Origin of the sequence: Corynebacterium sp. HMSC036D03 (genome assembly GCF_001836185.1) — a bacterium.
GTDB lineage: Bacteria > Actinomycetota > Actinomycetes > Mycobacteriales > Mycobacteriaceae > Corynebacterium > Corynebacterium simulans.
In genome coordinates, this window is the sequence record NZ_KV827735.1 from 1 (window position 1) to 1,218 (window position 1,218).

Consider the following 1,218-nt stretch of genomic DNA (forward strand, 5'->3'; position numbering starts at 1 on the left):
CCCCCGACGTGTCTACTTTCCGGGGGTCAGGCCCATGGTCGTATTTTTGGTTGCACCGCCAGATCGTGTGCTTGTATTTAGTGTTGGATGCCCAGGTTTTGCGTCCGTACCAGGATCCGCAATCTGCGCATTTGAGTCGGCTGGCAAATAGGCCGATTTTGGAGCTGTTGGTTGCGTGGCGGGTGGCCAACTCGTATTGAACCTGATCCCAGACGGGCGCATCAATAATCGGCTCGTGGTTTCCGGTGACGTAGTATTGCGGGACTTCGCCCTCGTTTACTTCGATTCGTTTGGTTAGGAAGTCAGCGGTGAACGTTTTCTGGAGCAGGGCGTCGCCTTTATATTTCTCATTGGTCAAGATGGAGCGCACGGTTGAGGTGGACCAGTTGGTTTTACCTCGCGGAGTCAAAATACCGCGACGCTGTAGCTCGGCACGGATTTCGGTGATCGATGAGCCGTCTAGAAACAGCTGGTAGATCAAGCGCACGGTCGGGGCTTGAGTCTCATCAATAGCGAGGTTACCGTCAGCGCCTTTCTTATATCCCAGTAGCGAGGAGTAGGGCACCATGACTTTCCCATCAGCGAAGCGTCTGCGATGTCCCCAGGTGACGTTCTCAGATATGGAGCGAGATTCTTCCTGGGCAAGACTACTCATGATGGTGATGAGTAGTTCGCCTTTAGAATCAAGGGTCCAGATGCTTTCTTTCTCGAAATACACCTCCACACCGGCTTCTTTTAGCTGTCGGACGGTGGTCAGGGAGTCGACGGTGTTACGAGCAAACCGCGAGACACTCTTGGTGAGGATCAGATCAATTTTCCCGGCTAACGCGTCGGCGATCATGGCTTGGAAGCCCTCACGGTGTTTGGTAGAAGTACCGCTAATGCCTTCGTCGGCATACATGCCAGCAAACACCCAATCAGCACGCGATTGGATGTGGACGGTGTAGTAATCGATTTGGGCTTGATAGCTGGTGGCTTGTTCTTCCATATCGGTGGACACCCTTGCGTAGGCTGCCACCCGGCGTTTGGAGCTAAAACCTGAAAGCGCGCTGTCGTGGATGCGTGTCTTGGTTGCTGGTATCGCGGTAACCGTAGCCACTGTTATTCTCCTTCCAGCTGGGCCAGCGCAATGACTGTCTGGCGCTGATCGTCATGGGTGAAGATCAACTTGTCTTTCATGACCGTGAAGCGTCCTGGGTTTAGTTCCTACCTCAGCTA

Annotated in this window: 1 protein-coding gene; it reads right to left on the reverse strand. The window is 53.6% G+C overall.

Annotated features, from left to right (window positions below):
* The coding region (locus tag HMPREF2692_RS04740; protein WP_371326278.1) for a recombinase family protein at positions 1 to 1,105 on the reverse strand (1,105 nt) is incomplete at its 3' end.
* Between the last annotated feature and the right edge of the window lie 113 nt (positions 1,106 to 1,218).